Genomic DNA, 25,231 nt, shown 5'->3' with positions numbered 1-25,231 from the left:
TCCGATCCCGTCAATGCACCGCGGTGAAGAACCGCGCGAGCCGGAAGCCGGACAGCCAGGTCCATACCGGCTGACTGCGCATGCCCAGATCCCAGGAGCCGACCACGGCGTCGGCGCGCCCGATCAGATTGTCGATCGGCAGCATTCCGACGCCGCCGGAGCGCAGCGGCACGCGGCTGTCGGCGGAGTTGTCCCTGTTGTCGCCGAGCACGAAGAGATGGCCTGATGGCACCGTCACCTCAGGCGTGTTGTCGAGCGGGCCGTTGTCGCGCATCTTGAAGATCAGGTGCGAGACGCCGTTCGGCAGCGTCTCGACGTAGCGATAGGCGGGCTCGCTGCCGCCATTGTCGTCTTCGGCAGAGCCGACGCCGTCGGGCTTCAGCTCGGCGGGGCGGTCGTTGATGAAGAGCTGACCCTGTCGCATCTGGATGCGGTCGCCGGGAAGTCCCACGACGCGCTTGACCCAGGCCTGCGAGCGATCGCCGGGCCAGCGGAACACGACCACGTCGCCCTGCTTGGGCGTCTCCGCGAACACGCGGCCGCTCTCGGGCAGGTTGATCTGGATCGGCAGTGACGAGGTGCCGTAGCCGTAGGGGAATTTCGAGGCGAGCAGCGCATCGCCGATCAAGAGCGTCGGCTCCATCGAGCCCGACGGTACGTAGAACGGCTCGGCGAGCGCGCCCTTGGCGATGAACACCGCGGCGACAATGCCGGCAAGCTGAACGATCTGCCCACCCCAGCCGCTGCTCTTGCGCTTGGCGGGGACGGTTACCTTCTCGACACTCATGCGCCTGTTCCACCCACGGTGATGCGTTCCATCAGAAGCGACGGCTGGCCGACGCCGACAGGCACGCCCTGGCCGTTCTTGCCGCAGGTGCCGATGCCGGTGTCGAGTGCGAGGTCGTTGCCGATCATGCGGATGCGATGCAAATCGGTCGGCCCGTTGCCGATCAGCATCGCGCCCTTCAGCGGTGCGCCGATCTTGCCGTTCTCGATCTTGTAGGCCTCGGTGCACTGGAACACGTATTTGCCCGAGGTGATGTCGACCTGGCCGCCGCCGAAATTCGCGGCGAAGACGCCGTTCTTCACGGAGCTAAGAATCTCGGCGGGATCGCGGTCGCCGGCGAGCATGTAGGTGTTGGTCATGCGCGGCATCGGCACATGGGCATAGCCCTGGCGGCGGCCGTTGCCGGTCGGCTTCATGTTCATCAGGCGCGCGTTCTGGCGATCCTGCATGTAGCCGACCAGGATGCCGTCCTCGATCAGCACGGTGCGGTTGGTCGGCGTTCCCTCGTCGTCGATCGACAGCGAGCCACGACGCGAGGCAATGGTGCCGTCGTCGACCACGGTGACACCCTTGGCGGCGACCTGCTGGCCCATCAAGCCCGCAAACGCCGAGGTCTTCTTGCGGTTGAAGTCGCCTTCGAGGCCGTGGCCGACCGCTTCATGCAGCATCACGCCGGGCCAGCCGGCCCCGAGCACGACGTCCATCTCGCCGGCGGGGGCCGGAATGGACTCGAGGTTGACCAGCGCCTCGCGCAGCGCGCCGTCGGCGGCGTCGCGCCAGTTCTTGCTCTCGATGAATTCGGCATAGCCGGCGCGGCCGCCATAGCCCTTGCTGCCGCTCTCCTGGCGGTCGCCCTGGCCGGCGACGACGGAGATGTTGACGCGCACAAGCGGACGGATGTCGCGATAGCTCTCGCCGTCGGGCCGCAGGATCTCGACGACCTGCCAGGTCGCCCCGAGACTCACGCTGACCTGCCGCACCCGCGGATCCTTGTCGCGCAAATAGGCGTCGATCTCGGCGAGCAGTTTTACTTTGGTCTCGAAACCGGGGGCGTCGAGCGGATTGTCGTCGGCATAGAGCCGGACATTGGTGTGCGGGGGCGGGGCCGCGAAGCTGCCGGAATAGCCGCCGCGGACGGCGGCGACCGCGTCGGCGGCGCGAATCAGCGCCGGCAGCGACACGTCGGACGAATGCGCGTAACCCACCGCGTCATCCTTGACGGCGCGAAGCCCGAAACCCTGCGAGGTGTCGTAGGTCGCCTGCTTCAGCCGCCCATTGTCGAACATCAGCGCTTCGGTCTGGCTGTATTCCAGGAACAGTTCACCGTCGTCGGCGCCGGCGAGCCCGCGCGCGACCTCGTTGCGAACCTGGTCGCGGTCGAGATTGGCACGGTCGAGCAGGGAGGTTGTGGCGGGGTTGGTCATCGATCACCCATTGTCGGAGAGATGTCGGGCAAGATAATGGCTTCCCAGCCGTTCGGCGAGAGGGCGGACCGTCACATTACCGAAACGACATGATTGAAATCATTGTCATATCCGAAGCGCAGATCGAAAGCTTTGCTCCATCAGCGTTACCCGCGCAACGGCGGAGCCGTTGTCGCTGGAGGTGCTCGCCTCTTCGGCGAGCCTCGAAGGATGACGGGATGGCAGCGTGGTGTCCGAAGCTGTCGAGAAAGCCCTACGGCAGCTTGTCGTAGCCCTCGCCGAGCCCGTTCAGGCTGAGCGGGAAGCCGATGCCTTCTTCCGGGGTCTCGAAGATAATGAAGGTCGCGGTCTTGGCGTTGCGGAGCTGGCCAAGCAGCTTGTCGTCCATCACGACCTCGGCGACGCAGCCATTGGGCAGGCAGCGGACGAAGCCGGCGCGGCCGACGTCCTGGTTGTCGAGCTTGAGGCCGAGGCCGGAGGGCAGCAGGACCCCGAGCGGGGCGACCACGCGCATCAGGCGGCTCTTCTGATCGGCGGTCTTGAGCACGATTACGGTCAGGCCGGCATTGGAGCGGTCCTCCGCCACCACGCTCTGGATCAGGGCGCATTGCTCGGTCTGGGCCCCCGGCGGGGTGTCGCAACGAATCTGCCAGTCGCCATGGACGGAGCGCACCGCGCCCTGCGCATGGGCGAGGCCCGGAAGCGCCAGGAGAACCACCGCAGCCAGCAGGGCCGCCAGCGCCGTGAGGCCGTCAGCCTGCCTAGCCAAGCCCTTGCATGCCATGCATCTCGAAAGCCCCATCGGGGTCGGTCCCTCTGCTCGCCTGGGTCGCTTGCGCGGGTGGACTGATACGGAAATGACGGCGTCTTGAAGGCAATTCCCAAGCAAATTCCGCGCCGCCGAGGCCGCCACCGCCGGCACGAATCAGGTTCCTGTGCGGCCGTTCGCAAGTGCCTACAGCGGGCAATTCCGCTGTCAAGCCGCGGCATCCCGGGAAACGGTATTTTTGTCTGATGTTACTAGGAAATATCTTGCGGGTGATCGCTGGCAGACCGGCCTCAAGACTGCATTGCGATAGATCAAGAATTATGGTTTGAGAGGCTTGATTTCGGCGTTCTAGCGATCTGGCCCCAATTCCTCTTAGAGGTATTCTTGAGCGGCGGTTTGTCAGACGGACGGATCGAATAAGCGTTTCCCGGAAACAGGGGGATGCACTTGGGGTGATTTCGTAAGGGGAGCGCGAACGGCATGAGGATGTCGATGGGCCGGGTAGGCCGGCATTTGCTGGGATTGGCCGTTGCTGGCCTGACGCTGGCGACGGGCGGCGCGGCATTTGCCGAGCTGGGGCAGCCGGCGCCGTGGGAGTGGACGCTCCAGCAGTCCGGCTCGCCGGTGATGGACAACATCGTCTGGTTCCACAACTTCCTGTTCGTGCTGATCGCCCTGATCACGCTGTTCGTCCTGGCGCTGCTGGTCATCGTGGTCATCAAGTTCAACGCGAGGGCCAACCCGGTGCCGTCGCGGACCACCCACAACACGCTGATCGAGGTGGTGTGGACCCTGGTTCCGGTGCTGATTCTGGTCGGCATCGCGGTGCCGTCGTTCCGCCTCTTGTTCCTGGAGCTCGACGTGCCGAAGGCGGACCTGACCATCAAGGCGACCGGCAAGCAGTGGTACTGGTCCTACGCCTATCCGGATAACGGCAAGTTCGAGTTCGACTCGCTGATGGCCCAGGACAAGCAGCCCCGCCTGCTCGGCGTCGACAACGAGATGGTGGTGCCGGTCAACAAGGTGATTCGTGTTCAGGTGACCGGTGCAGACGTCATCCACGCCTTCGCGCTGCCCGCGTTCGGCGTCAAGATCGACGCCATTCCGGGGCGACTGAACGAGACCTGGTTCAAGGCCGCCAAGACCGGCATGTTCTACGGCCAATGCTCGGAGCTCTGCGGCAAGGATCACGCCTTCATGCCGATCGCCATCCGCGTGGTCAGCGACCAGGAGTTCGCCTCCTGGGTCGAGACGGCGAAGAAGAAATTCGCGAGCGGCGGCACCAGCACCTACGCCTCCGCGGGCGGCCCGACGCAGTAAGCGCCGGGCAGAGCTCGAGGGGACTGAAAGCGACATAAAGGGCGGGACCTCCAAAGGTCCGATTGGGACGCAAGGCAGGATTTGAAAATGGCAACGAGCGCAGCGGCACACGGCGATCACGCGCAAGACCACGGACATGACCATGAGCACGCCCATCCGACGGGATGGCGGCGCTACGTCTACTCGACCAACCACAAGGACATCGGCACGATGTACCTGATCTTCGCGGTCATCGCCGGCATCATCGGTGCAGCGATGTCGATCGCGATCCGGGCCGAGCTGATGTATCCGGGCGTGCAGATCTTCCACGAGACCCACACCTACAACGTGTTCGTGACCTCCCACGGTCTGATCATGATCTTCTTCATGGTCATGCCCGCGATGATCGGCGGCTTCGGCAACTGGTTCGTGCCGCTGATGATCGGCGCGCCCGACATGGCGTTCCCGCGCATGAACAACATCTCGTTCTGGCTGCTGCCGGCCTCCTTCGCGCTGCTCTTGATGTCGACCTTCGTCGAGGGCGAGCCGGGCGCCAACGGCGTCGGCGCCGGCTGGACCATGTACGTTCCGCTGTCGAGCTCCGGCCATCCGGGCCCGGCCGTCGACTTCGCGATCCTGTCGCTGCATCTGGCGGGCGCCTCGTCAATTCTCGGTGCCATCAACTTCATCACCACGATATTCAACATGCGTGCGCCGGGCATGACCCTGCACAAGATGCCGCTGTTCGTGTGGTCGATCCTGGTGACGGTGTTCCTGCTGCTGCTGTCGCTGCCGGTGCTCGCCGGTGCGATCACCATGCTGCTCACCGACCGCAATTTCGGGACGACGTTCTTCGCGCCCGACGGCGGCGGCGACCCCGTGCTGTTCCAGCACCTGTTCTGGTTCTTCGGCCACCCCGAGGTGTACATCCTGATCCTGCCCGGCTTCGGCATGATCAGCCAGATCGTCTCCACGTTCTCGCGCAAGCCCGTGTTCGGCTATCTCGGCATGGCCTACGCCATGGTCGCGATCGGCGGTATCGGCTTCGTGGTGTGGGCGCATCACATGTACACGGTCGGCATGTCGTCGGCGACGCAGGCCTATTTCGTCGCGGCGACGATGGTGATCGCGGTTCCGACCGGCGTGAAGATCTTCTCGTGGATCGCCACGATGTGGGGCGGCTCGATCGAATTCCGCGCCCCGATGATCTGGGCGGTCGGCTTCATCTTCCTGTTCACGGTCGGCGGCGTCACCGGCGTCGTGCTGGCGAACGCCGGCGTCGACCGCGTGCTGCAGGAGACCTATTACGTCGTCGCGCACTTCCACTACGTGCTGTCGCTCGGCGCGGTGTTCGCGATCTTCGCCGGCTGGTACTACTGGTTCCCGAAGATGACGGGCTACATGTACAACGAGACGCTGGCGAAGGCGCACTTCTGGGTCACCTTCATCGGCGTCAATCTGGTGTTCTTCCCGCAGCACTTCCTCGGCCTGTCGGGCATGCCCCGCCGTTACGTCGACTATCCCGACGCATTTGCGGGCTGGAACCTGGTCTCGTCGGTCGGCTCCTACATCTCCGGCTTCGGCGTCCTGATCTTCCTCTACTGCGTGATCGACGCTTTCGCGAAGAAGGTGCCGGCGGGCGACAATCCCTGGGGTGCGGGTGCGACCACGCTGGAGTGGACGCTGCCTTCGCCGCCGCCCTTCCACCAGTTCGAAGTGCTGCCCCGCGTGCAGTAATCGATCTCCCGCGGCGCCCGTGACGGGCGCCGCGGCTCTATAACGAAGCGAGTTGAATTAGTGTCCGTCCTCGACCACAACGCCGTCGACATCAATCCCCGCATCTCCGAAGCGGAGGTGCGCGACTACATTGCTCTGCTCAAGCCGCGGGTGATGTCGCTGGTGATCTTCACCGCGCTGGTCGGCATGGCGATGGCGCCCGGGCATTTCCACTGGGTCCTGGCGATCACCTCGCTGCTCTGCATCGCGGTCGGTGCCGGCGCTTCCGGTGCGCTCAACATGGCGCTCGAAGGCGACATCGACGCCAAGATGTCGCGCACGGCGAACCGGCCGATCCCGCGCGGCCGCATCACCCGTCCCGAGGCGATGGCGTTCGGCATCACGCTCGCCTTCTTCTCGGTGATGACGCTCGGCATCCTCGTCAACTGGATCGCGGGCGCGCTGCTCGCCTTCACCATCTTCTTCTACGTCGTGATCTACACGATGTGGCTGAAGCGCTGGACCGCGCAGAACATCGTGATCGGCGGTGCCGCCGGCGCGCTGCCGCCGGTGGTGGCCTGGGCTGCGGTGACGGGCACGGTCGACGTCGAGCCGCTGCTGCTGTTCGCCATCATCTTCTTCTGGACTCCGCCGCATTTCTGGGCGCTGGCGCTGTTCCGCTCCGACGACTATGCCCGCGCCGGCATTCCGATGCTGCCCAACGTCGCCGGTCCCGACGCGACGCGTCTGCAGATCCTGCTCTACACCATCGTGCTGATCGCGGTTGCCGCCGCGCCCTGGGCGCTCGGCTATTTCGACGCCGTCTATGGCGTGGTCTCGCTGATCCTCGGTGCCGGCATGCTGGTGCTCGCCATCAACGTCTATCTGCGCCGCGAGCGCAGCCAGTCGCTGCGCGCGACGCGAAAATTGTTTGCTTTCTCGATCCTGTATCTGTTCGCGCTGTTCGCGACCCTGCTGGCCGAGGTCGTGTTCCGGGCGCTTGCTCCGATGGTTGGGGGCGCATGAGGCAGGAATGGCTGACAAACCCGAGCCAGATGGAATCGTCCTCACCGAGGCGCAGCGGAAGAGTCGTCGTCAGCGCTCCATTGCCATTGCGCTGGCACTCGGCGTGCTCGTGGTGTTGTTCTTCGCCGTCACCTTGGTCAAGGGGCCGGCAGTGCTAGTCCGGCCGATGTAGGAAACATGGATCACGAGCCGACCATATCGCGCGATCGCAGTCGGACGGCCACGAAAGGCCCTTCCAAGGGCCTCGGCCGCGACGCGCTGGTCGCCTCGATCTGCGGCGGCGTGGTCGCGCTGATGGTCGGCGCCTCCTACGCGGCGGTGCCGTTCTACAACTGGTTCTGCCGCGCCACCGGCTTCAACGGCACGACGCAGGTCGCGACCTCCGCACCGGCCACCGGCCCGATCGCGCGGAAGATTGCGGTGCGCTTCGATTCCAACGTCGCGCCCGGCCTGCCCTGGAAGTTCGAGCCGGAGCAGAGCGAGATCGAGGTCAATATCGGCCAGGTCGTCACCGTCTTCTACACCGTGACCAACCAGGCCGCCCGCACCACCGCAGGGCAAGCGGCCTACAACGTCGCGCCGCTGACGGTCGGCTCCTACTTCCAGAAGATCAACTGCTTCTGCTTCACCGAGCAGACCATGGCGCCGGGCGAGAAGCGCGAGATGCCGGTCGTGTTCTACGTCGATCCCGCGATCGCCGACGATCACGAGAACGACGGGCTTGGCACGATCACACTGTCCTACACGTTCTATCCGGTGAAGGATCCAGTGGTGAAGCCGCTGGCATCGGGCGAAGCTGACAAACGCAAGGGAAATCTCTGACCGCCGGGCTTGTCGCTCAGGGGTTGGACACAAGGGGATAAGTGCCTGATAGGCACGGGATTGAGGAGAGAGACGGAAATGGCTACGGCGCAAGGCAAGCATCACGACTATCACCTCGTCGATCCCTCTCCGTGGCCTGCAGTCGGCTCGCTCTCGGCCTTCATCATGGCGGTCGGCGCGATCGCCTGGATGCACCACATGTTCGCGGCCGCCCCGATCGTGTTCGGCGTCGGCACCGTCGGCGTGCTCTACACCATGGCAAGCTGGTGGGGCGACGTGATCAAGGAAGCCCAGTACAAGGGCGACCACACTCGCGTCGTGCAGCTGCATCACCGCTACGGCATGATCCTGTTCATCGCCTCCGAGGTGATGTTCTTCGTGGCCTGGTTCTGGGCCTATTTCAACGCGGCGCTGTTTCCGGCCGATGCGGTCCACGCCACCCGCGATGCCGTGTTCGGCTGCGGCCTCGGCACCCAGGCCGGCGCCTGCGCGGTGCCCGGCACCTGGCCGCCCCACGGTATCGAGACCTTCGATCCCTGGCACCTGCCGCTCCTCAACACGCTGATCCTGCTGACGTCGGGCACCACCGTGACCTGGGCCCACCACGCGCTGCTCGAGAACGACCGCCAGGGCCTGAAATACGGCCTGATCCTGACCGTGGTGCTCGGCGCGCTCTTCACTTGCGTGCAGGCCTATGAGTACAGCCACGCGGCATTCTCCTTCGCCGGCAACGTCTATGGCGCGACCTTCTTCATGGCGACCGGCTTCCATGGTTTCCACGTGCTGGTCGGCACCATCTTCCTGATCGTGTGCCTCGCGCGCGCCTATGCCGGCCACTTCACGCCGAAGCAGCATCTCGGCTTTGAGTTTGCCGCCTGGTACTGGCACTTCGTCGACGTGGTCTGGCTGTTCCTGTTCCTCTGCATCTATGTCTGGGGACACGGTGCCGAGACCATGGCGCACGGCGCGCACTAAGCTGCAATGACTGGTTGGAAAGGGCGGCCGCAGGGCCGCCCTTTCGCTTTCCGCCGCCGAAAGACTCGGCGGAAACTGTGATAAAGTACGCCATCATGAACGATACCGCCGCTCCCTCCGGACCTGAGATCACCGTCCTGCAAAGCGCGATGCGCGGGCTTGCCTGCAAATGTCCACGCTGCGGCCAGGGCAAGCTTTATGCGGGTTTCCTCAACCTCGCCCCCGCTTGCGACCGCTGTGGCCTCGACTATGCCTTCATCGATTCCGGCGACGGTCCGGCGATCTTCATCATCATGCTGGCCGGCGCCATCGTGGTCGGCTGCGCGCTCGTCGTCGAGGTCAAGTACCAGCCGCCGTTCTGGCTGCATGCGGTGCTCTGGCTGCCGCTGATCCTCGCCACCACGCTATTGCCGCTGCGTTCCATGAAGTCGCTGCTGATCGCGTTGCAATTCCACCACAAGGCGGCGCCGGGCCGGCTGATCGACCGCGCGAAATGAACGCCACTGCGCGCAAGCCCCGCGTGGCCGGCTTCGCGCTGTTCACGCTTGTGCTGACGGCCGTGTTCGTCGCGCTCGGTGTCTGGCAATTGCAGCGCCGGACCGCCAAGCACGAGCTGATTGTGGCGCTCACCGAGCGTCTGGCGGAAGCTCCCGTGGCGCTGCCGCCGCCGGCACAATGGGCGGCGCTCAATCCCGCCCGCGATGAATTCCGCCGTGTCAGTTTCACCGCGACCTATGCGCCGCTGCCTGATGCGATGGTCTATTCGTCCGGCTCGGCCGTCCGCAAGGACGCTTCAGGTCCCGGCACCTGGGCCTTCCTGCCGGCGCGGCTTGCGACCGGCGAGATGGTCGTGATCGATGCGGGCTTCGTCGAGAACACGATGCAGGACCGCAGTGTCGAGGACCGCGCGGTGAAGAAGCTCGTCACGGGGCAGCCCGTCGCGCTCACCGGCTATCTCCGCTTTCCGGAAGGCCCAGGCTGGACGACGCCGGCGGAGAATCGCGACAAGCGGCTCTGGTTCGTGCGCGATCATCTTGCGATCGCAAGCGCGCTTCATTGGGGCGCGGTGGCGCCGTTCTATGTCGACCTGGAGCAGCCGGCGCCTGAAAATGGAGTTCCGCGCCCCGGTCCGCTCGACGTGCATCTGAAGGACGACCATTTGCAATACGCCGTCACCTGGTTCGCGCTCGCGGGCGCCGTGTTGATCGCCTTTGGCGCCTGGGCGAGAGGACGTCGGCAAAGCTGAGAAGTGCCCGTAGGTTCCCGGGAGGAACCCGGAATCTTCCGGGGTTTATTATTCAGCGCATATTCACGAGTGTGATCCTAAGCCGCGCTCCAGCTTTTCCGCGGCGGACAGGATTGCGGCGTGAGTGATTTCGATCAGATGGGAATCGTCGTCGACTGGGTGGATGCCTGCAGGAAGGGCGACCTTGCGATGTTGCTCGACCTCTATGCGGACGATGCGCAGGTCGAGTGCACCTGTAACGGCACGCAGCGTTATCGCGGCCGACACGAGCTCGAAAGCTATTGGAGATCGCGGCTCAGCACCTTCTCGTCGGCGGGTTTCGGGCTGGAAGAGATCATGCCGGCGCCGCACGGCGTCGATCTCGAATATTCCGTCGCCGGCGTATTGCGTATTCACGCCTCATTTCGCTTCAGCCCGGAAGGCAAGATCTACAGCACGCTGTGCACGCCATCGCTACAGAACACCCATGACGGCTGCGCGTGCTAGAGCCCTTCCCGTTCCGATGGAATCGGAACGCGGCTCTGGATTCTTGTTTTGACGCGTCTTCTCGACGCGACCCGGTGGTATCCACTTCGCTCGAAAACGCTATGAGGCACGATCCGGGTCCGGCTCAGCCTCACGCTGACGGGTTTCGCCTTATCTCGACCGGCAGACGGCAGCGCACATAGGTTCGTCCATCCGCGCGCAGCAATGACAGCGACCCGCTGAGTGCGCGCACGCGCTCATGCATGCCGGTCAGGCCCCTGCCGAACACATTGCCCTCGGGAAATCCGCCGCCATCGTCGGAGATCTCGATGGCGAGCGTCGCATCGGCGACGATCGCCCGAACATCGGCATGGCTGGCCTTGGCATGGCGCAGCACGTTGGTCAGCCCCTCCTGGATGACGCGATAGACGGTCTGGGCCAGCGGCGCGTCGATCGCGTTGAGGCCGGGATCGATCGTGGCCGTCAGGTCGATATGCGGTGCCTGCTTGCGAAAGTTCCGAAGCAGCGTCTGCACGCTCGCCTCCAGCCCCAATCTCTCGATATAGAGCGGGCGCAGCCGGTCGAGGATGCGGCGGTTGGTCTGCTGGAGCGCCTCGACCGATTGCAGCACGTCCTCCACCGAATTGCCGAGATTTCCTATCGGCGGCGAGGCCTCGATCAGGGAGATCGCGCCGGCGCGGATGCTGAACAGGAGCGGTCCGAGTTCGTCATGCAGCTCGCGGGCGAGATCGCGCCGCTCGTCGTCCTGGAGTGATACCAGGCGGTGCAGCAGCTCGCGATTGTCCTCGCTCAATTGCGCAAGTGTTGCGGCCAGGGCATTCGCTTCCTCGCAGCTCTGCCGGATCTCCGTCGGCCCTCCGACCGGAATTGGCTTTGCGTAATCGCCGCGCCGTATCCGCGTGAGCCCTTCGCCGAGATATTGCAGCGGGCGCAGGGCTGTTCCCGCGAAGACATAGGCGATGATGCCGGTGAGCAGCATCAGCGCGACGACGAGACCGATGAGTGCGACGAAGCCGATCCACTTCTCGAACAGGTCGGCTGACAGGTCAGGAACGAACACGATATTGCCGACCGGTCGGCCGTCGATCACCACCGGCGATGCAGCATCCATGTCCGGTATGGTCAGAAGGTTGATAAACCACTTCGGAACCGCCTGCAGGTTGCGTAACCCGTCCTTCGGGGAGGGCGCGGGACCCGCTTCCACCGCCCGGAATTGGATATCGGAGGAGCTGTCCAGGGATTGGACAAAGGCCTCGAGCGTCCTCTGCGGATTGTCCGAGACGCGCAGCGCATTGTTGAGCGCGGCGGCGATCGTCCTGGTTGAACGTCGAGCTGGTTCGTTCTCGTCCGCGAGCTGACCGGTTGCAAATATTTGCAGCAATATGCCGGCCAGGATCAGCGCGACGAGAAAACTCGCGCCAAGCGGAAGAAACAGTTGCGTCCGGAAGGAAAGTCGGTGCCACATTAGGTCAATTCTAACGCGCATCGGCGGGATTATCTCTTTCCATTTGTTNCCCGCCGGTCTATGAGTTGCAAAACAAGAGAGCGCGCGATGCAAGATATTGCCAAGCCGGCGACCAGGGTCCTCATTGTCGACGACCATCCCGTGGTGCTGTCCGGCTGCCGCACCCTGTTTGCCTCCGACCATTCGATCCGGATCGACGAGGCAAGCGATGCCAAATCCGGTCACCGGGCCTATGTCAGCAGGCGGCCCGACGTCACCGTGATCGACATCAGCCTGCCCGATGTCTCGGGCTTCGAGCTGATGCGACGCATACGCAAGGACGATCCCGGCGCCAAGATCATCATGTTCAGCATGAACGAGGATCCGGCCTTCGTGGTACGGGCGGTCGAGCTTGGAGCGCAGGGCTATGTCTCCAAGGGCGACGATCCCAGGATCCTGCTGAAGGCGGTGCGCAAGGTGGTCGCGGGCGACAATTTCATTTCGCCACAGCTCGCCGAAGCCGTGACCTTCTCCGGCGCTGCGATCAAGGCCAATCCGGCCTCGCAGATGACGCCGCGGGAGCTGGAGATTCTCCGCCTGCTCGGGCGCGGCGACAAGATCGTCGAGGTCGCCGAGGCACTCGGCATCTCCTACAAGACCGTCGCCAATACCACCTCGCTGCTCAAGCAGAAGCTTGGCGCCAAGAACCATTCCGACCTGATCCGGATCGCCGTGGAAATCGGGATGAACTGACGTGCCGCCAGCGACCGAACCGTCTGCTCCAGGATGCAAGCGGTTCGGCCGGCGGATCGGCGCCTCCGCAGACCGGGCAATGCATGGCCGGCGGCGGACGTCATCCGCCGACACAATGGGTTTCGGCGGCGTTCGTTCCTGCCTCGACCGGCAGCCAGGAAGAAGCGGCAAATGCGCTTTTGATTTGCGCGCCTCCAGTCCGGCTGCATCCAGGTCAGCAGTATTCACGTGCGTCGGGAAAAACAGGAACATTTGTCGGCGGGACCGGTTTTGGCTCTTGACGATTTCGTGACAGGCGCCGAAAGCTTGCGCCAACAGTTTTAACGGGCAAGCGCCGCGAACGAGGCAAACCGGTCTGCACATATCAACGACAGACCTTCCAAGAGAGGGCTGCGGCATCGCCGCAGCCCTTTTTCCTTGCAAAGATCCGCCGCTGGAAGCGGTTTCCCGATGCCGCAAAACACTTTATGGTGGCCGGAAGCCTCTGGCTGTTGACAAGTAATTTCGTAAAATCAAAGGCTTGCGGATCTGGCTCAGGCTTGGCCGGCCTTTGGAGGGCAGTTTGACTCGTTATATCTCGACCCGGGGCGAGGCCCCCGAACTCGGCTTCTGCGACGTGATGTTGACCGGGCTTGCCCGCGATGGCGGTCTGTATGTCCCCGCGACGTGGCCGCAGCTCCCGGCCGAGACCATCGCCGGCTTCTTCGGCCGCCCCTATTGGGAGGTCGCAGTCGACGTGATCCGTCCCTTCGCCGGCGGCGAGATCTCCGATGCCGAGCTCGGCCGCATGGCCAACGAGGCCTATGCCACCTTCCGCCATCCCGCCGTGGTGCCGCTGCGCCAGATGTCGCCGCACCAGTTCGTGCTGGAGCTGTTCCATGGTCCGACGCTGGCCTTCAAGGACGTGGCGATGCAGCTGATCTCGCGGCTGATGGATCACGTGCTCGCCAAGCGCGGCCAGCGTACCACCATCGTCGTCGCGACCTCTGGCGACACCGGAGGCGCGGCGGTCGAAGCCTTCGCAGGCCTAGAGAACGTGGACCTCATCGTGCTGTTCCCGCACGGCCGCATCTCCGAGGTGCAGCGGCGGATGATGACGTCGACGGGCGCGGCCAATGTCCATGCACTCGCCATCGAAGGCACCTTCGACGATTGCCAGGCCCTCGTGAAGGGCATGTTCAACAACCATCGCTTCCGCGATGCGACCTCGCTCTCCGGCGTCAACTCCATCAACTGGGCGCGCATCGTCGCCCAGGTGGTCTACTACTTCACCTCGGCCGTCGCCGTCGGTGCGCCGGCGCGCGCGGTGGATTTCGTGGTGCCGACCGGCAATTTCGGCGACATCTTTGCCGGCTACGTCGCCAAGCGCATGGGCCTGCCGGTGCGCACCCTGCGCATCGCCGCCAACGTCAACGACATCCTGGCACGCACGCTGAAGACCGGCATCTACGAGGTGCGCGAGGTGCACGCCACGGTGTCGCCGTCGATGGACATCCAGATCTCCTCGAATTTCGAGCGGCTGCTGTTCGAAGCGGGCAAGCGCGATGCCGCCGGCGTCCGCCGTCTGATGGACTCGCTGAAGCAGTCCGGCCGCTTCGTGCTGCCCGACGCGACGCTCGCTGCGATCCGCGAGGAGTTCGACGCCGGCCGCGCCGACGAGACCGAGACGGCCGCCGCGATCCGCGCCGGCTGGCGCGAGGCGGGCGAGCTGGTCGACCCCCATACCGCGGTGGCGCTCGCCGTCGCCGATCGCGACACCACCGACACTACGGTGCCGACCATCGTGCTCTCCACCGCCCATCCCGCCAAATTCCCCGATGCGGTCGAGGCCGCCTGCGGCCAGCGGCCGCAACTGCCGGCGTGGCTCGAAGGTCTCATGACCAAATCCGAACACATGAAGGTGATGAAGAACGATCAGGCCGAGGTCGAGCGGTTCGTGTTGTCGGTCAGCCGCGCCGCAAAGCAGGGAGTTGCCGGATGAGCGTCGAGATTTCCAAGCTTGCGTCCGGCCTCACCATCGTCACCGACAAGATGCCTCATCTCGAGACCGCCGCGCTCGGCGTGTGGGCCGGCGTCGGCGGACGCGACGAGAAGCCCAACGAGCACGGCATCTCGCATCTGCTCGAACACATGGCGTTCAAGGGCACGACGAAGCGCTCGTCGCGCGAGATCGTGGAGGAGATCGAGGCGGTCGGCGGCGACCTCAATGCCGGCACCTCGACCGAGACCACGTCCTACTATGCGCGAGTGCTGAAGGCCGACGTGCCGCTCGCGCTCGATGTGCTCGCCGACATCCTGGCCAATCCCGCCTTCGAGCCGGACGAGCTGGAGCGCGAGAAGAACGTCATCGTGCAGGAGATCGGGGCTGCGCAGGACACGCCCGACGACGTCGTGTTCGAGCATCTCAACGAGCTCTGCTATCCCGACCAGCCGATGGGCCGTTCGCTGCTCGGTACCGCCAAGACGCTGCGCAGCTTCAACCGCGACATGCTGCGCGGCTATCTGTCGACGCATTATCGCGGCCCGGACATGGTGGTGGCGGCCGCCGGCGCGATCGATCACAACCAGGTGGTCGCCGAGGTCGAGAAGCGCTTTGCGAGCTTCGAGGCGACGCCAGGCCCGAAGCCGCAACCCGCCCAGTTCGGCAAGGGCGGCGCCAAGGTGGTGCATCGCGAGCTCGAGCAGGCGCATCTGACGCTGGCGCTGGAGGGCGTGCCGCAGAACGACCTGTCGCTTTTTTCGCTTCAGGTTTTCACCAACGTCCTCGGCGGCGGGATGTCGTCGCGGCTGTTCCAGGAGGTGCGCGAGAAGCGCGGTCTCTGCTACTCGATCTACTCGTTCCATGCGCCCTATAGCGATACCGGCTTCTTCGGCCTCTACACCGGCACCGATCCTGCCGACGCGCCGGAGATGATGGAGGTCGTGGTCGACATCATGAACGATTCGGTGGAGACGCTGACGGAGGCCGAGATCGCGCGCGCCAAGGCGCAGATGAAGGCAGGGCTCCTGATGGCGCTGGAGAGCTGCTCGTCCCGCGCCGAGCAGCTCGCCCGGCACGTGCTGGCCTATGGCCGGCCGCAGACGGTGCAGGAACTGGTCGCCCGGATCGACGCCGTCAGCGTCGAATCGACCCGGGACGCGGCGCGGGCGCTGCTTTCGCGTAGCCGGCCTGCGGTTGTCGCATTAGGCAGCGGCAGGGGTCTGGACACGGCGGTGTCTTTTGCGGAAGGATTGACCCGGGCACGTGCCAAGGCGCGGTTGCATTAGGAGCCGCGCGTGGGCTGATCTGCCCCCGGAAGCATCACCATGGCCCTCTTTCGCCTGCCATCCAGTGGACCTGCCGCCCTCGCGCCGCGCGGCAACGGTCTGTTGCTGCGCGCGCCGCAGATGTCGGATTTCCTGCAATGGGCCAACCTGCGCGAGAGCAGCCGCGACTATCTCACGCCCTGGGAACCGATCTGGCCGTCGGACGACCTGACGCGCTCCGGCTTCAGGCGCCGCCTGCGCCGCTATTCCGAGGACATCGCCGCGGACCGCTCGTACCCCTTTCTGATCTTCCGCGAGCTCGACGGCGCCATGGTCGGCGGCATCACGCTCGCCAATGTCCGGCGCGGCATCGTGCAGGCCGGCACCATCGGCTATTGGGTCGGCCAGCCCCATGCCCGTCGCGGCTACATGACGGCGGCGCTGCGGGTGCTGCTGCCGACGCTGTTCGGCGAGCTCAATCTGCACCGGGTCGAGGCCGCCTGCATTCCCACCAATGCGCCGTCGATCCGGGTGCTGGAGAAGTGCGGCTTCTCCCGCGAGGGCCTTGCACGCCGCTATCTCTGCATCAACGGGGTCTGGCAGGATCACCTGCTGTTCGGCCTGCTGCACGAGGATTTCCGCGGCTGAGCCGCCTGATGCGTGCGGCCAATTCCATTGTTTTGCTGCCTTGGGTTCGCCGATTTTGGCGATATAACCCGCAAGGCTGGCCGATTGGCCGGATATTGTCATGGAGTACGGGTGTTGATGGTGAAGGAGCTTCGGTCATCGCGGACGACGTGGCGGCGAGGGGCGGCGCTCGCGCTGGCATTGTCGGTCGCGCTCGCCTCCGTCTCGCCGGTGGCGGCCCAGTCGTTGAGCGACCGCTTCAAGAGCCTGTTCGGCGGCAAGTCCGACGAGCCGGCCCAGCCCAAGCCGGCGCCCGCGCCCGGCCAGCCCGCAGCCGACGACGACGTCGATTGTCCGCAGGTTACGGTGCGTGCCGGCGCCTCCACCTACGCGGTCGGGGCTGGCGGTAAGCCGGCCACCGGTAATGAAATACGTTTCCAGGCCACCATCACCAAGATGGCGCGCGAATGCTCCCGAAGCGGCGGCGACATCACAGCCCGGATCGGCATCCAAGGCCGTGTCATCGCCGGTCCCGCCGGGGCGCCTGCCATCGTCGAGGTTCCCCTGCGCGTCGCCGTGGTGCACGGCGGCGTCGGCGAGAAGGTGATCGCCTCGAAGGCCTACCGGACCACGGTCGAGATGTCGGAGGGCGGCAGCGTGCCCTTCACCTTTGTCGCCGAGGATCTGGCCTATCCGGTGCCGTCAGCTGCGGTCGCCGATTCCTACATCTTCTACGTCGGCTTCGACCCGCAGGCGCTCTCGCCCGAGCCTAAGGCGCGGGGAAAGAAGAAGTAGGCGCGACAAGCGGGCGAGCGCAGCGGGGTATGAGGCGACCGAGCGCAGGACCGCGCGCAGGACCGCGCGCCTTATGCGAAATATCGCGTCAGGATCCCGCGATACACCTTCGTCAGTGTCTCCAGATCCTTGACCGGCACGCGCTCGTCGACCTGGTGCATGGTCTGGCCGACCAGGCCGAATTCGATCACCGGGCAATAGCTCGAGATGAAGCGGGCATCCGACGTGCCGCCCGAGGTCGACAGCTCGGGCTTGCGTCCCGTCACTTCCTCGATCGCGGACACCGCGAGATCGGTGAACGGGCCGGGCTTGGTCACGAACACGTTGGAGTTCGACGGCTCCCAGACGATACGGGCGCGGATGCGGTTGCCGCAGGCTTTGGCCAGGCGCTGTTCGACCAGCTCGCGCAGGCTCGCCTGGGTGTGGTTGTCGTTGTAGCGGATGTTGAATTTCGCGCGGGCCTCGCCGGGGATGACGTTGTAGGCCTTGTTGCCGACGTCCACTGACGTGAATTCGAGATTGGAGGCCTGGAACTGGGCGCTGCCATGGTCCAGTGGCTCGTCGGAGATCGCCACGATCAGGCGCGAGATATCCGGCACCGGATTGGCGGCGCGGTGCGGATAGGCGACATGGCCCTGCACGCCGTCCACGTAAAGCGTGCCGGACTGCGAGCCGCGGCGGCCGACCTTGATGGTGTCGCCGAGCGTCTCGACGTTGGAAGGTTCGCCGAGCACGCAATGGTCGAATTCTTCGCCGCGCTCGGCGGCCCACTTCAGCAGCTTGATGGTGCCGTTGATGGAGACGTCTTCCTCGTCGCCCGTGATCAGGAACGAGATCGAGCCTTTTCCGTCGGCGCGCGGCTTGCCGCCATTGGCGGCGAGATGCTCCAGCACGGCCGCGACCGAGCAGGCGATGCCGCCCTTCATGTCGACCGCGCCGCGGCCGTGCAGGACGCCGTCCTTCACCTCGCCGGAGAATGCGCCGACGCTCCAGGCGCTCTCGTCGCCCGCCGGCACCACGTCAGTGTGGCCGGCAAAGGTGATATGCGGGCCATCGGCACCGATCCGCGCATAGAGATTGTCGACGTCGGCGGTGCCTTCCTCGCTGAAGGTCACGCGGTGGCAGGTGAAGCCGGCGGCGCCGAGGGCCTTTTCAAGCACCCCGAGCGCACCGGCGTCTTCAGGAGTTACCGAGGGGCAGCGGATGAGATCGCGGGCAATCGAGAGAGCATCGGTCATGCGCCCCGCTTAACATGCATGCCGCCGGGTGGGCTAGCGCTGGGCGACACAAATTCGAGCTCGCGACTCTGGTCCCAGCCGTTCGCGGACGCCGCGGCGGCGCCGTCCCGGGTCTCCGCCAGCGGATCAGGACCGAACCGGTTTTCGCCCACACTGCCGGGGACGCAGAACGTCTCGACGAGGCCCCACAGCGACAGGGCGTCCTCGGCCAGGCTGAAAGGGAGCATCCAATAGGAGACAGGCAGCAGGTCGGAGAATTGCCTGAACAAGCCCGGCGCGATGAAGAAGGCAACGACCCACCAGCCGCTTTTGTCGCGATCATGCAGCCGCTTGATCACGGTTGCGAGGAAAATCCATGAGAACAGTGCCAGGCTGAACGCCTTCAGGATCAGGTCCGTTCGACCAAGAGATGCCAGCGAACGATAGGTCCGGGGATCGGCCAGCTTGAAGAGGTCGTCGAGGCCGAAGTCGAAATCGAGTTTCAGGCATAGCTTCGATGCCCCCTCGGCGCCGATGAGGTGAATCACCTGACCGATCACCCCCAGCAGGGCCGCCAGCAGCGCGACGATCAGCAGCGCCTGCCACAGCAAAGCGCGGTTGATGCGACCGTCGAAGCGGAAGAGGTACCAGGTCCAATTCATGTTGAAGGGCTCCGGGCGGAAGGAGCCGCCCGGAAGTTGGTCGCGATCGACGAAGCCTGGGTTCGAACCGGTGCTAACCCGTCAACCCCGCGCGCCAGGCGGGAAGGGCCCGGAACGGCGCACGAGAAAATCCGGAACATCTTGCGGCTCCGGCCGCGAAGCGACGGCAGCAACGGGAGCGGTGCGCGTCGGATCTGGCCCGAACCGATTGGGCCCATCGGTCCCTATCACGAAAAACAGCTCGATGACGACCCAGGTCTGAAGCAGGGACAGGACAACGGCAAACATCACGAGCAGCATCTCCCTGGCGGTCGAGATATCGACGCCGAACGAGAGCCCGAAAAAGAGCCCGTAATACAGGTAGGAGAGGCGGTTGACGACGAAGACCGCAACCGCCCACCAACCGCTCCGGTTGCGATCGTGAAGCCGTTTGGCCGTCGTGGCCATGTTGATCCAGATCATCGGGATCGCGACGAGCCAGCTCGAAGTCTCCGGTGACGAGACCAGAAACGAGGACCCGTACAAGGCCACGACCCAGACCGCGAGGAGAGCCAGCTCCACAATGAGGTATCTGGCGCGGTTGAGGCGGCCCTTGAAGCTGAACAATAGCCAGACGAAGTCCATCGCAACCTCCAGACCGCCAGTGGGCTCGCGGTCTGGAATATTGGTCGCGCCCGGTCGAGTTCGGTTCGATTGGCGCGTTGCCGCGGATCAATCCCGCAGCAGCTCGTTGATGCTGGTCTTCGACCGCGTGCGCTCGTCGACGCGCTTGACGATCACCGCGCAGGCAGTGCTCGGGCCGATCTGGCCGTTCTTCATCGGCTTGCCCGGCAGTGCGCCGGGCACCACCACCGAATATTCCGGCACCTCGCCCATGAAGACCTCGCCGGTCTCGCGGTCGACGATCTTGGTCGAGGCGCCCAGGAACACGCCCATCGCCAGCACCGCGCCCTTGCGCACGATCACGCCTTCGGCGACTTCCGAGCGCGCGCCGATGAAGCAGTCGTCCTCGATGATGACGGGCTCGGCCTGCAGCGGCTCGAGCACGCCGCCGATGCCGGCGCCGCCGGAGATGTGCACGCGCTTGCCGATCTGCGCGCAGGAGCCGACGGTGGCCCAGGTGTCGACCATGGTGCTCTCATCGACATAGGCGCCGAGATTGACGAAGGAGGGCATCAGCACGACGTTCTTGGCGATGAAGGCCGAGCGGCGCACCACCGCGCCCGGCACCGCGCGAAAGCCGGCATCGCGAAAGCGATTCGGGCCCCAGCCTTCGAACTTCGAGGGCACCTTGTCCCACCAGCTCGCCTTGCCGGGACCGCCAGCAATGACGTCCATGTCGTTGAGGCGGAACGACAGCAGCACGGCCTTCTTCAGCCACTGGTTGACCTTCCACTTGCCATCAGCACCGCGCTCGGCGACGCGCGCCTCGCCCTTGTCCAGGGTCTCCAGCGCCTGGTCCACGGCCTCGCGCACCTCGCCCTTGGTCGTGGTCGAGATGCCGTCACGCGCGTCGAAGGCGCTGTTGATGGTGGATTCGAGGGCTGCAAGGGACATCGGGATTTCCTCTTCGAGGCGGGAATTTTGACGGATTGGGGCGCTTTTTCGGGATTTGGAGGGGCTGAGTCAAGGCATACTCCGCCGTCGTCCCGGGGGCGCGCGAAACGCGAGCCCGGGACCCGTAGCCACAGGCAGGTGTTTGGCGAAGACTCGGAGTTACCAATCCGGCGCTACAACCGCGTCTTGTGGTGATGGGTCCCGGCCCCGCTTCGCGCCCGGGACGACAGCGGTTATTTGGGCGATAACTTCGCCAAGAACCCCGCGAGGTCATCCGTGACGTGATCCACATGGGCCGCGTCCCGGCCCTCCAGCTCCCAATCCTCGCGCACCACTTCTTTCGTTCCGTCCGGCACCACCAGCACGGTGGTCATGCCGAGCTCGTGGGGAACGGTGAGGTTGCGGGCGAGGTCCTCGAACATGGCGGCGCGGGTCGGGTCGACCGCATGATCCACGAGGAATTTCCGGTAGGTCTGCGGCGCCGGCTTCGGCTCGAACTCGGCGGCGATGATGTCGAACACGCCATCGAAATGGCCGGCGAAGCCGAGCCGCGCCAGCACCGCATCGACATGGTCGACCGAGCCGTTGGTCAGGATCAGCTTGCGCCCCGGCAGTTTTGCGATGGCCGCGCCGAGTTGCGGGTTCGGCTCGAGCGGCGAGTGGTCGATCTTGTGCACGTAGGCGAGGTAGTCGTCGGCGCGCACGCCATGCAGGGTCATCATGCCGCGCATGGTGGTGCCGAAGCGGCGGTAATAGTCCTTCTGGATGTTGCGCGCTTCCGCGGGCGTCACGTTCAGCCAGTTGCACACGAACTCGCCGATTCGAGCATCGACCTGCTGCCACAGATTGACGTGATGTGGATACAGCGTGTTGTCGAGGTCGAACACCCAGGTGTCGACGTGGGAGAAGGCGCGGGGGGAGGTCATCAAAACTCTCTATCTGTTGAGCGAGGTAGCGGCCCCGCCCTCGATCGTCGTCCTGGCGTAAGCTAGGACCCATACGAGTATGACGGCGTCTTCAAATCAAAACTCACGGCACGGCAAACCGCAACGTCTTGCCGCCGCTCGACATGTCCACCGCGCCAAAACCCGCCGCCGCAAATCCGCGCGCGGCGCAATCGGTCTGCTCAACGGTCTCGAACTTGGTCTCGCGCGTGCAGAGCTGCTTCTCGCCGCCCCAGTTCAGCGGCTTGTCCTTCAGCTTGATCGCGCGATTGTCGCCATCGACCGCTTCGGCGAAGCTGAAGATCTGCTTCGGCTGACCGCTGACATCGGGATGCAGGCACTTGCCGGGGTCGATGCGGTACCAGCCGCGGCTGGTCACGGACCTGCCGTCATCGGTGGCGATCGCCGCCATCACCTTGTGCGGCGTGTCGTTGCACCAGGTGAGGCCGCTCGCCGACGGCGCCTGCGTCGCATCGACCATGGTCTTGAAGATATTTTGCGACGACGCCGCGTCGGAGGACAATCCGCGGCTCTTCAGGAACGCGGCAAGGGCTGCTTGTGTCTTCGGCCCGTCGACGCCGTCGATCGCGCCGACGTCGTAGCCGATGATCACCAGCAGCCGCTGGATGCCGGCGAGCCGTGCCTGCTCGTCGTCATATTCGGAATCCTCGGCAAGATACGTCACCAGATTGCCGTCGGCGCCCTGGGTCGGCGTCACCTGCGTGAAGGGGACCTGCGTCTGGCCGCTGCGGCATTGCCGCGCGGCGGCGATGACGAAATTGTCCTGTGCCACGCACAGCATGTCGTGGCCGTTCTGCGGGATCGGGGAGGCGCCATAGATGCCCAGCGCGCGGGCGTTGAGCAGGATGCGGTCGGCCGTCAGCGTGCCCTGCACCACCACGCGGCAGGTGGCGGGCTCGATCCTGAACCAGCCGCGCGTTGCGGTCGCCGCCTTGTCGTCGATGCCGATCGCTGCTTCGACGATATAGGACATGCGGTTGCAGATCTTGAGATCGGCGAAGGCCGGCGCGGAGGAGAAGAACAACGAGACGGCGGCCGCCGGCAGCGTCATCAGGAAGCGCGTGAGAGGGGAGCGGCGATGTGGTCTCGATCCCGTCATTCCGGGATGGTCCGAAGGACCAGACCCGGAATCTCGAGATTCCCCGGTGCGCAATTGCGCATCGTAGTTCGCCCTACGGGCGCCCCGGGATGACTGTCCAAGGCGAAAGGCATGGATGCCCGGGACCGGTCCAGGCTTGACGCCGTTCCTTGTCCGCTCGTCCCTCACTTGTGGATCAGCGTCCCCGTGCCCTGGTTGGTGAAGAGCTCCAGCAGCACCGCGTGCTGCATCTTGCCGTCGATGATGACCACGCCCTCGACACCCTGTTCGAGCGCGTAGATGCAGGTCTCGACCTTCGGGATCATGCCGCCGGAAATCGTGCCGTCGGCGATCAGCTTTCGTGCGTCCTTCACCGAGAGCTGCGGGATCAGCTTCTTGGACTTGTCGAGCACGCCCGGCACGTCGGTGAGCAGCAACAGGCGCTTGGCTTTCAGCGCGCCGGCAACGGCCCCCGCAAAGGTGTCGGCGTTGATGTTCAGCGTCTGGCCTTCCTTGGAGGTCGCGAGCGGCGCCAGCACCGGAATCAGCTCGTAGCCGATCAGCTGGTTGAGCAGGGTAAGGTCGACCTTCTCGGGGTCGCCGACGAAGCCGAGGTCGACCGCCTTCTCGATGTGCGAGTCCGGATCGACGATGGTGCGCGTCGTCTTCGTCGCCTTCACCATGTTGCCGTCCTTGCCGGACAGCCCGACGGCCTTGCCGCCGGCCTCGTTGATGTAGCCGACGATCTGCTTGTTGACCGAGCCGGCGAGCACCATCTCGACGATCTCGATGGTGGCGGCGTCGGTGATGCGGAGGCCAGCTGCGAATTCCGAGGCGATGCCGAGGCGCTTGAGCATGGTCGCGATCTGCGGCCCCCCGCCATGCACCACCACCGGATTGATCGCGGTCTGCTCGAGCAGCACGATATCGCGGGCAAAGTTCTTCGCGGTCTCCTCGTCGCCCATGGCATGGCCGCCATATTTGATGACGATGGTTTCCTCGTCATACTGCTGCATGTGCGGCAGCGCTTCGGACAGGATGCGGGCCTGGTCGAGCGGGGAGATGTCGGTCATGTCACGATCTCGCTGGCGGGATACTCGGGCCGCGTTCTATCCGATTGGCGGGCAGGGCGCAAAGTGTGGCTGGCATGCCGCTCTCGTGTCCCGGACGCGGCGCGTAGTGCCGCGCCGCTAAGCCGGGACCCAGAGCGGCATGGGCCCCCGCTCAGCTGCGCATCGCTGAAGCGCTGCGCTGTGTCCGGGGCACGAGACCTATTTCCTCACCACCACCGCCGCCAGCGTCATCGCCAGCCAGCCCAAGATCATCACCGTCCCACCGGTCGGTGCCGCCATGGGAAACAGCGAATGGCCGGCATATTGCCGCAAGGTGAGGTCGCCCGCGAACAGCGCGGCGCCGGTCACGAAGCCGCATGCCGCGATGAGCCCAATTCCGCCGTGCAGAAGGCCGCGCGTGAGCAAACCAATCGCCGCGAGTATGGCAGTTGCATGAAACAGCAGCATGGCGCTGGCGGAGGCAAGGCGGCTGGCGTCGGCGCCGTGGGCGGAGGCTGCGGCGAGCGCCACGCCGGCGGCGCCCATCATGCCGGCAAGCCCGATCAGGAGGCGGTGCGCCATGATCATGAGGTCCGCTCTTCCAGCAGCTTCGCCATCGCGGCACGCAATTCGGCCATGCCGGTCGAGCTCCGCGACGAGGTCGCGAGCACGTTCGGGAACGCGGCCGGATGTTTTGCCAAGGCCGCCTCGGTCTCGGCAATACGCGACTGGAGTTCGGGGGCCTTCACCTGGTCGGCCTTGGTCAGCACGATCTGGTAGCTGACGGCGGAGCGGTCGAGCGTCTTCAGGATCTCGAGATCGACCTCCTTGAGGCCATGGCGGGCGTCGATCAGTACGTAGACGCGCGCGAGCGAGGCGCGGCCGAGCAGGAATGTGTGGATCAGCTCGGTCCAGGACGCGACCTGGCTCTTCGGCGCCTTGGCATAGCCATAGCCGGGCATGTCGACGAGGCGCAGGTCTTTTTTCCCGGGCACCTCGAAGAAGATCAGCTCCTGGGTGCGGCCCGGCGTATGCGATGTGCGCGCCAGCGCGTTGCGTCCCGTGAGCGCGTTGATCAAGCTGGACTTGCCGACATTGGAGCGGCCGGCAAAGGCGATCTCGAGCCCGTCCATCGGCGGCAGCGTCTGGATCGAGGGCGAGGCCCAGATGAACTGCCAGTCGCGCGCGAACAGCTTGCGCCCGGCCTCGATCAGCTTCGCATCTTTGTCGTCGGTCATGCGAAGCTCACTGTTTCCCCGCGTCATTGGGAGCGAAGCGAAGCAAT

At 65.1% G+C, this 25,231-nt stretch carries 27 protein-coding genes; 14 read left to right on the top strand and 13 right to left on the bottom strand.

From position 1 onward, the window contains the following. Positions 1–10: 10 nt before the first annotated feature. The 3 genes from lepB to A5906_RS01305 form a co-directional block, all read right to left on the bottom strand. Positions 11–787, bottom strand: a complete 777-nt coding sequence (lepB, locus tag A5906_RS01315) for a signal peptidase I (protein ID WP_080133486.1) — start codon at positions 785–787, stop codon at positions 11–13. Continuing rightward, on the bottom strand, positions 784–2,211 hold the full coding sequence (gene tldD, locus A5906_RS01310) for a metalloprotease TldD (protein WP_080133485.1): 1,428 nt from the start codon (positions 2,209–2,211) through the stop codon (positions 784–786). Before tldD ends, lepB begins: the two co-directional genes overlap by 4 nt. 253 nt (positions 2,212–2,464) lie before the next feature. Further along, positions 2,465–3,013, bottom strand: coding sequence for an invasion associated locus B family protein (locus tag A5906_RS01305; RefSeq protein WP_080133484.1), 549 nt, complete (start codon positions 3,011–3,013; stop codon positions 2,465–2,467). Between the two features lie 447 nt (positions 3,014–3,460). Here A5906_RS01305 and coxB point away from each other — a divergent pair, with 447 nt between their 5' ends. The 9 genes from coxB (at position 3,461) to A5906_RS01260 (ending at position 10,550) form a co-directional block, all read left to right on the top strand. Then, on the top strand, positions 3,461–4,300 hold the full coding sequence (gene coxB, locus A5906_RS01300) for a cytochrome c oxidase subunit II (protein WP_080133483.1): 840 nt from the start codon (positions 3,461–3,463) through the stop codon (positions 4,298–4,300). 87 nt (positions 4,301–4,387) lie between these two features. Beyond that, the gene (gene ctaD / locus A5906_RS01295) at positions 4,388–6,016 is read left to right on the top strand and encodes a cytochrome c oxidase subunit I (protein WP_080133482.1); all 1,629 of its coding nucleotides are present in this window, start codon (positions 4,388–4,390) and stop codon (positions 6,014–6,016) included. A 60-nt stretch (positions 6,017–6,076) separates the two neighbouring features. Then, on the top strand, positions 6,077–7,021 hold the full coding sequence (locus A5906_RS01290; protein ID WP_080133481.1) for a heme o synthase: 945 nt from the start codon (positions 6,077–6,079) through the stop codon (positions 7,019–7,021). A gap of 7 nt (positions 7,022–7,028) precedes the next feature. After that, on the top strand, positions 7,029–7,193 hold the full coding sequence (locus A5906_RS01285) for a CoxF protein (RefSeq protein ID WP_080133480.1): 165 nt from the start codon (positions 7,029–7,031) through the stop codon (positions 7,191–7,193). Between the two features lie 5 nt (positions 7,194–7,198). Further along, entirely contained in the window at positions 7,199–7,843 is a 645-nt protein-coding gene (locus A5906_RS01280) for a cytochrome c oxidase assembly protein (protein WP_080133479.1), read from the top strand. 78 nt (positions 7,844–7,921) lie between these two features. Continuing rightward, positions 7,922–8,818, top strand: a complete 897-nt coding sequence (locus A5906_RS01275; protein WP_080133478.1) for a cytochrome c oxidase subunit 3 — start codon at positions 7,922–7,924, stop codon at positions 8,816–8,818. 95 nt (positions 8,819–8,913) lie between these two features. Further along, positions 8,914–9,315, top strand: a complete 402-nt coding sequence (locus A5906_RS01270) for a DUF983 domain-containing protein (RefSeq protein ID WP_080133477.1) — start codon at positions 8,914–8,916, stop codon at positions 9,313–9,315. Next, positions 9,312–10,064 carry an SURF1 family protein gene (locus A5906_RS01265; RefSeq protein ID WP_080133476.1) on the top strand — a complete coding sequence of 251 codons (753 nt, stop codon included), beginning with the start codon at positions 9,312–9,314 and terminating at the stop codon, positions 10,062–10,064. Before A5906_RS01270 ends, A5906_RS01265 begins: the two co-directional genes overlap by 4 nt. Positions 10,065–10,184: 120 nt before the next feature. Beyond that, positions 10,185–10,550 carry a nuclear transport factor 2 family protein gene (locus A5906_RS01260; protein ID WP_080133475.1) on the top strand — a complete coding sequence of 122 codons (366 nt, stop codon included), beginning with the start codon at positions 10,185–10,187 and terminating at the stop codon, positions 10,548–10,550. A 130-nt stretch (positions 10,551–10,680) separates the two neighbouring features. Here the strand turns inward: A5906_RS01260 and A5906_RS01255 are convergent, their stop codons facing one another. Continuing rightward, positions 10,681–12,015 (bottom strand): histidine kinase, encoded by a 1,335-nt coding sequence (locus A5906_RS01255; RefSeq protein WP_080133474.1) that lies wholly within the window; start codon positions 12,013–12,015, stop codon positions 10,681–10,683. An 87-nt stretch (positions 12,016–12,102) separates the two neighbouring features. On the opposite strand from A5906_RS01255, the gene A5906_RS01250 reads away from it, so the two are divergent. From A5906_RS01250 to A5906_RS01230, 5 genes are all read left to right on the top strand, one after another. Continuing rightward, positions 12,103–12,747, top strand: coding sequence for a response regulator transcription factor (locus A5906_RS01250; protein WP_080133473.1), 645 nt, complete (start codon positions 12,103–12,105; stop codon positions 12,745–12,747). Between the two features lie 562 nt (positions 12,748–13,309). Continuing rightward, positions 13,310–14,728, top strand: coding sequence for a threonine synthase (gene thrC / locus A5906_RS01245; RefSeq protein ID WP_080133472.1), 1,419 nt, complete (start codon positions 13,310–13,312; stop codon positions 14,726–14,728). Continuing rightward, positions 14,725–16,014, top strand: a complete 1,290-nt coding sequence (locus tag A5906_RS01240; RefSeq protein ID WP_080133471.1) for a M16 family metallopeptidase — start codon at positions 14,725–14,727, stop codon at positions 16,012–16,014. Before thrC ends, A5906_RS01240 begins: the two co-directional genes overlap by 4 nt. 39 nt (positions 16,015–16,053) lie before the next feature. Then, positions 16,054–16,641, top strand: a complete 588-nt coding sequence (locus tag A5906_RS01235) for a GNAT family N-acetyltransferase (RefSeq protein WP_080133470.1) — start codon at positions 16,054–16,056, stop codon at positions 16,639–16,641. 117 nt (positions 16,642–16,758) lie between these two features. Continuing rightward, entirely contained in the window at positions 16,759–17,415 is a 657-nt protein-coding gene (locus tag A5906_RS01230; RefSeq protein WP_080133469.1) for a hypothetical protein, read from the top strand. 71 nt (positions 17,416–17,486) lie between these two features. Here A5906_RS01230 and dapE read toward each other — a convergent pair whose 3' ends face one another. The 9 genes from dapE to yihA all read right to left on the bottom strand — a co-directional run bounded on the left by dapE (position 17,487) and on the right by yihA (position 25,184). After that, positions 17,487–18,653 (bottom strand): succinyl-diaminopimelate desuccinylase, encoded by a 1,167-nt coding sequence (gene dapE, locus A5906_RS01225; protein WP_080133468.1) that lies wholly within the window; start codon positions 18,651–18,653, stop codon positions 17,487–17,489. Further along, the gene (locus A5906_RS01220) at positions 18,650–19,294 is read right to left on the bottom strand and encodes a DUF805 domain-containing protein (protein WP_080133467.1); all 645 of its coding nucleotides are present in this window, start codon (positions 19,292–19,294) and stop codon (positions 18,650–18,652) included. Before A5906_RS01220 ends, dapE begins: the two co-directional genes overlap by 4 nt. A gap of 81 nt (positions 19,295–19,375) precedes the next feature. After that, the gene (locus tag A5906_RS01215; protein WP_080133466.1) at positions 19,376–19,918 is read right to left on the bottom strand and encodes a DUF805 domain-containing protein; all 543 of its coding nucleotides are present in this window, start codon (positions 19,916–19,918) and stop codon (positions 19,376–19,378) included. Between the two features lie 87 nt (positions 19,919–20,005). After that, positions 20,006–20,851 (bottom strand): 2,3,4,5-tetrahydropyridine-2,6-dicarboxylate N-succinyltransferase, encoded by an 846-nt coding sequence (dapD, locus tag A5906_RS01210; protein WP_080133465.1) that lies wholly within the window; start codon positions 20,849–20,851, stop codon positions 20,006–20,008. 233 nt (positions 20,852–21,084) lie between these two features. After that, positions 21,085–21,777 carry a pyrimidine 5'-nucleotidase gene (locus tag A5906_RS01205; protein ID WP_080133464.1) on the bottom strand — a complete coding sequence of 231 codons (693 nt, stop codon included), beginning with the start codon at positions 21,775–21,777 and terminating at the stop codon, positions 21,085–21,087. Between the two features lie 103 nt (positions 21,778–21,880). Next, complete coding sequence (locus A5906_RS01200; protein WP_080133463.1) at positions 21,881–22,867, bottom strand: DUF1036 domain-containing protein; 987 nt, start codon at positions 22,865–22,867, stop codon at positions 21,881–21,883. A 212-nt stretch (positions 22,868–23,079) separates the two neighbouring features. Then, on the bottom strand, positions 23,080–23,967 hold the full coding sequence (argB, locus tag A5906_RS01195; RefSeq protein WP_080133462.1) for an acetylglutamate kinase: 888 nt from the start codon (positions 23,965–23,967) through the stop codon (positions 23,080–23,082). Between the two features lie 198 nt (positions 23,968–24,165). Then, positions 24,166–24,534, bottom strand: coding sequence for a DUF423 domain-containing protein (locus A5906_RS01190; protein WP_080133461.1), 369 nt, complete (start codon positions 24,532–24,534; stop codon positions 24,166–24,168). Continuing rightward, positions 24,531–25,184, bottom strand: a complete 654-nt coding sequence (gene yihA, locus A5906_RS01185; protein WP_080134000.1) for a ribosome biogenesis GTP-binding protein YihA/YsxC — start codon at positions 25,182–25,184, stop codon at positions 24,531–24,533. The genes A5906_RS01190 and yihA overlap by 4 nt, the downstream gene beginning before the upstream one ends. Between the last annotated feature and the right edge of the window lie 47 nt (positions 25,185–25,231).

The organism is Bradyrhizobium sacchari, from assembly GCF_002068095.1.
GTDB classification, from domain to species: Bacteria; Pseudomonadota; Alphaproteobacteria; order Rhizobiales; family Xanthobacteraceae; genus Bradyrhizobium; species Bradyrhizobium sacchari.
Note: the sequence above shows the minus strand (reverse complement) of the source record. Positions and strands in the feature narration are given on the sequence as shown.